The 10,589-nt window shown below is 24.5% G+C and carries 8 protein-coding genes; all 8 read right to left on the bottom strand.

All coding sequences use genetic code 11. The features are described 5' to 3' along the window. Window positions 1–18 precede the first annotated feature (18 nt). On the bottom strand, window positions 19–492 hold the full coding sequence (locus ACA135_RS03660) for a hypothetical protein (RefSeq protein WP_409198947.1): 474 nt from the start codon (window positions 490–492) through the stop codon (window positions 19–21). 314 nt (window positions 493–806) lie between these two features. Further along, window positions 807–1,442, bottom strand: a complete 636-nt coding sequence (locus ACA135_RS03655; protein WP_409198946.1) for a zinc ribbon domain-containing protein — start codon at window positions 1,440–1,442, stop codon at window positions 807–809. 4 nt (window positions 1,443–1,446) lie between these two features. Continuing rightward, the gene (locus ACA135_RS03650; RefSeq protein ID WP_409198945.1) at window positions 1,447–2,040 is read right to left on the bottom strand and encodes a double zinc ribbon domain-containing protein; all 594 of its coding nucleotides are present in this window, start codon (window positions 2,038–2,040) and stop codon (window positions 1,447–1,449) included. Between the two features lie 1,044 nt (window positions 2,041–3,084). After that, on the bottom strand, window positions 3,085–5,064 hold the full coding sequence (locus ACA135_RS03645; protein WP_409198944.1) for a hypothetical protein: 1,980 nt from the start codon (window positions 5,062–5,064) through the stop codon (window positions 3,085–3,087). Between the two features lie 143 nt (window positions 5,065–5,207). Further along, window positions 5,208–7,055 carry a sensor histidine kinase gene (locus ACA135_RS03640; RefSeq protein WP_409198943.1) on the bottom strand — a complete coding sequence of 616 codons (1,848 nt, stop codon included), beginning with the start codon at window positions 7,053–7,055 and terminating at the stop codon, window positions 5,208–5,210. 245 nt (window positions 7,056–7,300) lie between these two features. Beyond that, window positions 7,301–7,492: an indolepyruvate ferredoxin oxidoreductase subunit alpha gene (locus ACA135_RS03635; RefSeq protein ID WP_409198942.1), complete on the bottom strand. Its 192-nt coding sequence runs from the start codon at window positions 7,490–7,492 to the stop codon at window positions 7,301–7,303. Window positions 7,493–7,657: 165 nt separating this feature from the next. Beyond that, entirely contained in the window at window positions 7,658–7,852 is a 195-nt protein-coding gene (locus ACA135_RS03630; protein ID WP_409198941.1) for an indolepyruvate ferredoxin oxidoreductase subunit alpha, read from the bottom strand. A gap of 599 nt (window positions 7,853–8,451) precedes the next feature. Further along, complete coding sequence (gene uvrB / locus ACA135_RS03625) at window positions 8,452–10,437, bottom strand: excinuclease ABC subunit UvrB (RefSeq protein ID WP_409198940.1); 1,986 nt, start codon at window positions 10,435–10,437, stop codon at window positions 8,452–8,454. Window positions 10,438–10,589: the final 152 nt, after the last annotated feature.

The following is a 10,589-nucleotide window of genomic DNA, read 5'->3' as shown; positions in this document are numbered from 1 at the left end:
AAATTAAAATAAATTATTTTAAGAATCTTGATTATTAACTATTGTCTTTAAATCATTAACTTCATTTTTTAAAGTATCAATAACTAGTTTAATAACTCCTTCTTCAATTAAACTATATAAATCATAATCTTTAGTTATAATTTCATATTGACCTGTTTCTAATAAATCCATTAAATGAATAAATACATATTCTTCTTGCATCTTCTTAGATTCTTTAATCTTTAAATTTTCATATAAATTAAATAATAATCTTTTTACAATAATAATAAATTGTTTTTTTTCATCATAATTTTCATCTAAGACATAATCAGATGGTAAAAAATCAGTTTTTAACACATATAAATTAGAACGATTATCTCCTTTATTACTATGTAATGCATAGCCAAAACCATCTATTTGGATTAAGTAAATATAAAAATCCTCATAGATTTCAATTTCAACTTTCTTTAATTCTTTAGGTATAGATAGACAATCTAAATTTTTAACTATCATATTAAAATCACAAAAAACACTTTTTTTTATATTTTCATTACTTGCTTTATATGTAAATTTAAAATTTTACTTAATAATTATTAAAAATTATTTATTAATTAAAATTATATCTTTAACTTATATAAAACATCCTATTAATAATTATTAAGATAAAATAAAAAAAGTTTAAGTTTTATTTTATTATATATTCATATGAAATTGTAAAAGAATAAAAAATTAGAAAAAAATTTTTAAAGTTTAGAAGGACATTTTAGATAATATACTATATAAAACCTTACAAAAAAAATTAAAAAAAGTGAAATTTAATTAAAAACTTAATGAAGTGTGGATATTATAATATTTACAGGATTATCAGATTTTTGAACACTCCAATCCAAATCATTAGACATTAAAGCAGTTATAGTTAATTGTTTACCCTCTTTAACAACATAATACTTATATTGATCTTTATAAAAACTCAAAGGAGCACTATAATGCTCTTCAGTTACACTTAAACCATTAATATAAACATTTCTTTGACCTACTAAAAGATACCCAGTAATAGCTTGATAATCTTGCTGATTATCCACACCAGGTATTATTCCTATAGAAGTTAACTCTCTAAAATTATTCATTAAGAGCATATCATTATTACTATTTTCTTCATCAACTTCATAACCAAAAGGTAAATTAAATTTCCCTTCAGATCCTAAATCAACTGTTTGATTTAATGCAGTATAATAAATAATTGCACCCATACTAGCTAAAACTATTACAACAATAATTAAAATAATGCTTAAATTTTTTAAACGTAATTTATCATTTGGATTTAATGAATGATACTTAGTAGTTAATCCTTTAAAACTTAAGTTCTTTTCTGATTCAAGATTTTCTAAAGGTTTTCCACAATATTTACAAAATTTATCCTTCTTTGGTATTTCTTCTCCACAATTTGGACAATAAAGTTTCAAAAAATTAAGCCCCCATATTAATTATTTTATTATGAAGTTCTGGGAAAATTTCTTTTAATTTAAATCCAATAAAACTAAAAACAACACTTAATACTACTGAATAAGCTAAATCTGTTAAAAATTGGAGGTAGATAAAATACATTGTAGCAGGCATTGAACTTAAAAAATTCATAAGAAGATTATAATCTATAATTACTAATGATAAAATTGAAAGAATTAAACTGTAAATTAATAAGTCAACTAAGTTATTATTAATACTTAAATATCCAAGGATTAAAGCCCCAATTATTACGGGATAAATGTTTTGTGAAACTAAACCTATTATACTATTTATTATTAATCCTATGAGAATTGGATAATATTTTTTATAGTTTTCATCTGAATTTTCTACTTTAACTTCCTGTTTTGAGTTTATCTTTTCTATTTGACTTCCACATTTTTCACAATAAATTGCACCTTTTCTTAATTTCCCTCCACATTTAGGACAAAAAAGGATCGGTGGTATTTTCTTAGCTTGTGATAGTTTACATCCACATTCTGTACAGTATTCCATTTTATTTTCATATTCTTGACTACATTTTGGACAAATCTTTGACAAGTCCTAGCAACCCCTTTTATTCTTTTAAAAAATATTTAATTTATAATAGTTAATCTATTGAGTGTTAATATTTAAATTCACCTATTATTTGTTCATATATTATGGAACAATACTGATTTTTAGATTATTTAAAAATAGGGATTCATAAAATTTTTTTTTAGAAAAAATATATATAAATAAAAGACCATATTCATTATTACCAGGTGCCTGTTTATATGTAAATTTTTTTTAGGACTCTTAAAAAAAAATATAAGTAAATTAAGCCTGAAAAATAAGAAAAACATATGTTAAAGTAGGATTTAATAAAAAGAGAGAAAAAATTTTTAGTAAATATTAGTATTTACTAAATAATGGGGTGTGCTCTCTTTTTTTCCACACCTACTCTATTTTTTCATGATTTTGAAATATTTAATTATAAAAATATTAAGATTTTAGGTGCTAATAATTTAGATTTTTTTTGAATTTTTGTTTTTATTTATTTTCATAAAAAAAAGTGATAGTTAGTTAATTTGCGAATAAATCAAGTTTTTCTAAAAGAGCTATAAAGGTTTAAATCCAAAAACAAAAAGTTTAGAACTAATTCATGATGAAAATAAATACCTTTATATACTATAAAATATTTATAGATTAACTAGAATAGCATGTGTTAACACATATCACCCCCTTTAACATATGTTTTTAAAAAATATTTTAAACCTTTTTTTAAAGCACATGCTATTCAATACTTTTTAATAATACAATTTAACTAATTTTACTAAGTCTTTTTTTAATATAAAACATTTTTTTCTAAATTAAACTTTAGATATAAATTTAGGTATTTTTATTAATTTTAATAAAACTTAAGATATTTAATAGGTAGATGCTAATTAAGTATAAACTTTAACTAGAAAAAATAGCATACAACTAATTTTATTAATTTAACCCTAAATTAAAATAAATAATAATAGTTTAACTACCATTTTAATTAAATGAGATTTTAATTTAGATGTGATGAAAAATAAAAGAAAAATAGATTAATTAGGGGAAAATCCTAAAAAAATGAAATTAAACACTAACACTAATAGTATTAGAAACATTAGATGATTCATACTGACTAGTACCCTCATAAGTACAAAAAACTTTATACTCTCCAGGATAAAGATTAATTTCTAAGTGATACTCACCATTAACATCAGTACTAACAAAATAAACCTTACTCAAACCAGTACACGGATTAGTAAGATTCAAACTAACATGCTGACCAATAATAGGACTACCACTAGAATTTAAAAGTTTACCAGTGAAATTAGCCCCAGCACCATAAATTTCTTGGAATTTATTATCAGTCAAAATAGTACTGTTAAGATTAAGACTTGGATCTATAATAAAAATACTTACAATTGAAGTACTTAAATTATCATAACTTGCAAAACCAGTGTATAATCCAGGATAAAGATTAATTTCTAAGTGATACTCACCATTAACATCAGTACTAACAAAATAAACCTTACTCAAACCAGTACATGGATTAGTAAGATTCAAACTAATATGCTGACCAATAATAGGACTACCATCAGTACTTAAAAGTTTTCCTGTAAGATTTCCAATCACACCATAAACTGCAGTGTAGTTATTAATAGTTAAAGTTCTAGGGTTAAAATTTAAACTTAATGTTTGATTATCCACAAAAACTTTTATAAAAGTATTATTAGTCACAGTTTCATTAGGTAAATATTTACTTGTAAATTCTTTCATAAAACTAAAATTCTCTGGATCTACCTTACCATTATTTGTAATAAAGAAAGCTTGCCTAAAAGGCAGTTTAATATTTTCTGGAAGAGAAAAATAAGAATTATTCAAATTATCATATACAGTATTTAAACTTAATACTAAATTATAATCCACATTCTTTAAGGATAATATAATCCAATTATCTGGAGTGAAAGAAGACTTACCCTGATTTATAGGGTTAGATGGATTTAAACTTATTAAAGTAGAATTATTGAAAGCCTGATTATTACCCCACCAATTATAATTAGCATTTAAATCATCTTTAGAATTAACATAAATAGTATACTGATTTTCTAAATTATTATTTAAAAATACATTTCCATTTAAAGTACATGTTTTAAGAGCATAAACAGATCCAGTATTATTAATAAAACTTGAAAATTCACAATCCACTTTAATTGTATTATAAATCGCACCACTAGAAAATAAAGCTTTATTAGATGTGAAACTTGTATTTTTAACATTTAATTTATCAACAGCATAAATAGCTCCACCTAAAGTTTCTGCATAATTACCTGTGAAACTAGAATTAATTATTTCACCACTAATAATATTTATTCCACCACCAGAAACTGCAGTATTATTAATAAAATTAGAGTTAATGATTTCAACATTTGCTAAATTAGTAAATAATGCCCCACCAGCTTCACCAGCCTTATTACTTGTGAAATTACAATTTATAATCTTAAGATTAGTATTAAGAGTATATATTCCCCCACCTTTATTTTTTGCAGAATTATTAATAAAACTACAATTAATAAAATTTATGAAATTACCTGGTGAAGTATTGTCTAAATAAACACCACCACCATAATCATTTGCATGATTACCTATAAATTCAAAATTAATAAACATTACATTAGAATTAGAAGAAACATACACAGCATTTTCACAATTTTTAAAAGTTAAATTATTAAATATAATATTACTACCAGTACTAACATTAAAAATCAATTTACCCTCATTGTTAGCATCTATTCGACAATTTTCACCAATAATTTGATGAATACCATTTAAAATTATACCCTGATACAAATTAGAATCATTATTCAATTGATAAGTATAATTATTTTTCAAATTTACAGTATAATTATCCCTACTTACAGTTTGATTTAAATCATTAAATGATTGATTAACACCATCCACCTGATTTGAACTAATATTTGTAATGTTTTCAGCAGAAATAGTAGTTAAATTACATAAAATACAAATAAATAATAGTAGGATTAATATTTTCTTAATTTTTATAGTCATTAAAATTTATACTCCTCATTTAATTATTATAAAAAAAATAAACACTAATCTTAAATTATGTTATTTAATAATTAAATAATTTTATATAAAAAAAAGAATAATTAAAAGGAAAAAAATGTGTTTAAAAAGAAATTAAATATTAATTAATATTTATCCATTTTCTCTTCATCTGGTCTGAATATAATATTTACTAAAACACCATGATTAGAAGAATAAATATTTACAACCCCATTTAACTGACTAGCCATTTCCTTAACAATTTTAATACCCATATGCTCATCAATATCATTGTTTAAGAATCCCACACCATTATCTTTGATTTCAAAGTAATACTCATTAAGATTAGCTTTGTTTTTTCTAAGTTTAATTTTAACTAATCCTTCTTTTCCATTAGGGAATGCATATTTACCACAATTAGTTAATAATTCATTTAAAATTAAACCTAATGAGATAGTAGTACCAATACTGAAATTAGAATTTAAAATATCTTTATCAAAACTTATATTATCATTTTTGCTGAAATTTTTACATACTTCTTTAATTAATTCATCAACATATTTTATAACATTGACTTGTGAAAAATCAAGGTTTTGATATAATTTTTCATGAACTAATGCCATAGTGTTTATTCTTTGTTGAGATTCTAAAATTGCTTCCTTGATTTCATCATTTTGTGATTCGTGAGATTGAATATTTAATAAACTTAAAATTATTTGCATATTATTTTTAACACGATCATGAACTTCTCCAAGTAACACATTCTTATCATCTAATGCTGCACTAAGAGTAGAACCTTCCTGTGAAGACACATCAATTAAAGTAAAAATCATACCTTTAAAAGTATCATCTATAATTATTGGTGTTATCCATCCACTAATATAACGTACACCAGCATAGTGCATAATCTCTTTATACTCAATAAATACTGGTTTTTTACTAGATTTTGCTTCAGCATACTCATCGAATAATATACTAAAATACCATTGACCATCAAAAAATGGAGTGTTAGTTAATATTTTTTCATTTAATCCAAAATAAGTACTGAATGCTTTGTTAATATAGATTATATTATCCTCACTATCTGTTGCAAGTACACCACCACTCATATTTTGAATTAAGGATTCATAAAATTTACGATTTTCCTCATTTTCATTAAAAGATAAAACATTTTCTAAATCATAACGTTCTACTCTCCAACTGTAAAAAATAAGCATGATTAAAATAATTAACATTGCAATAGTTGCAACTGCTACATAAGAATCAACTAAAAGTGTAGGGGTGAAATAATACATTATTAATGCTACAGGAATGAAAAAAATTAAAGGCACAACAAAAATACCATAACGTATAAATTGACTTCCAGGAGTATCTAAATAGAAAATCCAAATAAAACCCTGATAAGGATTAGCATTAAAAAGCAATCCAGACAATATTACTTTAAAAACTGCAAAGTTTAATATTATACCCCAATTAGGATCTGGAAATGCTAAACAGTTTAAAATACCAATAACTGCTACTGCAATATTAATAAGTGGTAAAAATTGTGATAAACCTAACCATTTCCGATTAACAATACATAATAACATTATAGAATATATTATGAAATAATAAGCTAAATATAATGAATTATTAGTTACACTAAATAAAAAATAATTAATTTCACTAATATTAAAAAAAGAGAATATTGCTAATACTCCAATAAAACCAACAAATAGAGATAATATGTTGTTTAAAATTCTTAATTTTTTCCCAAATTTTTGATCTAAGAGAAAAACTGTACAGATTATTATATAGATTAAAGGGTTGTGTGCAATGTTTCCTATAAAGTTAGGACCTATAATGTCTGTTATAAAATTTGAATCAAATATGAATATTAATATAGAGAATATTAAGATTAATATTGCCCCATAATTTATAAACTTATGAGCTTTATTTATTATAGTTGGATCCATATTTTCTATAATACTTGCTCTTTTTTCTTTAGTAACCATTTTACTTAAATCCATATTAATTGTTAATTAAAAAGGGAGAAAAATCTTATTATAATTAATGTATTTTTTAATTAGTATAAATGATTTACTATTTATTAATAGTTAATATAGAAATTAGTTGATTTAAAAAGAGATTGTTCGAAAGAAATAGAAATAAAATATTAAATAATTAAAAATAGAGTTTTAAAAGAATTAAAAAGAAAATGTTTTAAAAAAAATTAGATTTGTTTAAAACTTAATGTATTTTATTCGTCTTTAACTACGACACATCCATTTGGACATACATCCATACAGATTTCGCATAAAGTACATTCTTCTGGGTGTTGAATGATTATTTCACCGTCACCCATAACAAAGTTTTCTACAGGGCAAATATCTACACATTCACCACAATCAACATTATCACATTTATCTTTATCTATTGTTATTGTTACCATATTTTTTTAACCTCCAAACAATTATTTTTTTTCTTATGATTTTATATTATTAAAAATTTACTTTTATATTTTATTATTTAAAAAATTTTTTGTCAAAATAAATAGTTTAAGGTTAAATTAGTTTAAAAAAAAAATTTATAAAAAGAATTTATAAAAAGAATTTAATTATTCATCTGGTTCGACTGTTATTGCAGCATTTGGGCAAATATCTACACAGACATCACATTGATCACATAAATCTGGGTGTTGGATTTCTATTTCTCCTTCTCCCATTTTAAAGCATTCTTCTGGGCACATATCTACACAGTCTCCACAATCTACATTATCACATTTATCTTTATCTATTGTTATTTTTGACATTGTATTTTTTCTCCGTTTAAATAATTTTTTTTATATTTTTAATAATATAATTTAATAAATTTTTATTTTTAGATAGGTTGAATTTTTTCCTATCTTCTGATTGTATATTAAAGTATATTATTATTTAATTGTAATGATTTTATTGTTAATAAACCTTTTTTATTATGTTTATATTTTTCATGATTTTTAAAATTTTTATTTAGAAAGCTTTATATATGAGTATAAGGATATATAAAAAACGATGTGAAATTAATTTTACATCGTTGATGAAATTATAAAAAAAATAAAATTTTTTTAAAAAAAACATTATTTTTCACAACTAAAAAATATAATCTCCAAATATATTTTGATAGAAAAAAAATTAAAAATCTACACATAATTTCGTTAACTTAAAAAAAAAAATAAACACAAAAATAAGTGGGACATAAAAATAAAATTATAAAAAGTTTAAAAAAAAAATGGGAAATCGCCTTGAAAAAAAATATATTATCATTCCTTAATTTATATTTAAAAAAAAAATAGTATTTAAAAAAAAATTTTTAAACTTTTATAATTTTACCCTTCTATTTCCACTTATAAAAAAAACATACTATTTTTAATTAACGCTTATTTTTCAAAACATCCTTCAATACAACTAATTCATCACGAATCAAAGCAGCTCTTTCAAAGTCCAAATCACCTGCAGAATCAGCCATATCAGACTCTAAATCTTTAATCAATGCACGTAAATCATCCTTAGGCATATTACTAATATCCCCTTTAGATTTATCCAATTTACTAATATCTTGCTTACGCTCCTTAAGAGTACGATAAGTACTAGTAGGAGTAATATTATACTTCTCATTAAAAGCCAATTGAAGCTTACGTCTATCCCGTGTAACCTTAACAGAATTTTTAACAGAATCAGTCATAACATCAGCATACATAATCACCTGACCATTAACATTACGAGCAGCACGACCAATAGTCTGAATAAGACTAGTTTCACTACGAAGGAAACCCTCCTTATCAGCATCCAAAATAGCAACAAGACTAACTTCAGGCAAATCTAAACCCTCTCTTAAAAGGTTAACACCAACAAGACAATCAAACTCACCACGTCTTAAATCATCAATAATCTCAATACGTTCCAAAGTATCAATTTCAGAATGCAAATATCTAACCTTAACACCAATCTTAGCATAATAATCAGTTAAATCCTCAGACATACGCTTAGTCAAAGTAGTAACAAGCACCCTCTCATCCCTATCAGCACGTTTACGAACCTCACCAAGCAAATCCTCGACTTGACCTTCAATAGGACGAATAATAACCTCAGGATCTACTAAACCAGTAGGACGAATAATCTGCTTAACAACATTCTGACTACGACTTAACTCATATTCACCAGGAGTAGCACTCATATAAATAACCTGATCCACAGTAGCTTCAAACTCATCAAAACGGAAAGGACGATTTTCCTTAGCACTTGGTAACCTGAAACCATGACGAACCAAAGTTTCCTTACGAGAACGATCCCCATTATACATACCACGAATTTGAGGAACAGTAACATGAGACTCATCAATAATAGTTAAAAAATCATCAGGGAAATATTTAAGCAAAGTATAAGGCTTCTCACCCCACTTACGACCAGATAAATGAAGACTGTAATTCTCAATACCCGGACAATAACCCATTTCCTGCAACATTTCAATATCAAAACGAGTTCTTTGCTCTAATCTTTGAGCTTCAACAAGCTTATTCTCTAACTTCAACTCATTCAAACGATCATCCAATTCTTCTTGAATATTACGAATAGAAGCATCCATACGATCAGCACCAACAACAAAATGCTTAGCCGGATAAATCATATACCTTTGCAAATTCTCAGACTTCTTATTAGTAACCTTATTAAAAAGACTTATAGATTCAACTTCATCACCAAACAATTCAATACGAACAGGAGGAGTACCATGAACAGGATTAATATCAATCACATCCCCACGAACACGAAATTGACCACGCTCAAAAAGAATATCATTACGCTCATATTGCATGAAAATTAATCTACGAATAATATCCTTACGATCAAAAGTATCCCCAACACTAATCTTTAAAGCAAACTCACCATAATCCTCAGGTGAACCAATACCATAAATACAACTCACACTACTAACAACAATAACATCATCACGTGAAAGAAGAGATTGAGTAGCAGAATGTCGCATAATATCAATTTCCTCATTAATACTAGCTTCCTTATCGATAAAAGTATCACTACTAGGCACATATGCTTCAGGTTGATAATAATCATAATAACTAACAAAGTACTCTACAGCATTATCAGGAAAAAAACTTTTTAACTCTTCATACAATTGAGCAGCAAGTGTTTTATTATGAGAAATAACAAGAGTAGGTTTCTGAACACGTTCAATAACATTAGCCATAGTGAAAGTTTTACCAGAACCAGTAACCCCTAATAATGTTTGCTCATGCATACCCTTATTCACACCATTAACAAGTGAATCTATAGCTTGAGGTTGATCACCTAAAGGTTTATACTTTGAATCTAATTTAAAACTTTTTTGAAACTCATCATTCATAAGATTAAGACCCTTTTTTTTATAATAAAAAAAATTAATTTATCCAATACTAAAAAATACTTTTATTGATTTTTACTTATATATAATATGTATTATAAAAATAATGCTAAAATAAAATTAAAAAAATTAATAAATTTATATTAAAATAAATT

This window comes from Methanobrevibacter acididurans (genome assembly GCF_046197875.1).
Taxonomy (GTDB): Archaea; Methanobacteriota; Methanobacteria; order Methanobacteriales; family Methanobacteriaceae; genus Methanobrevibacter_A; species Methanobrevibacter_A acididurans.
The sequence above is the reverse complement of the archived record's forward strand: the minus strand, read 5'-3'. Positions and strand labels throughout refer to the sequence as shown.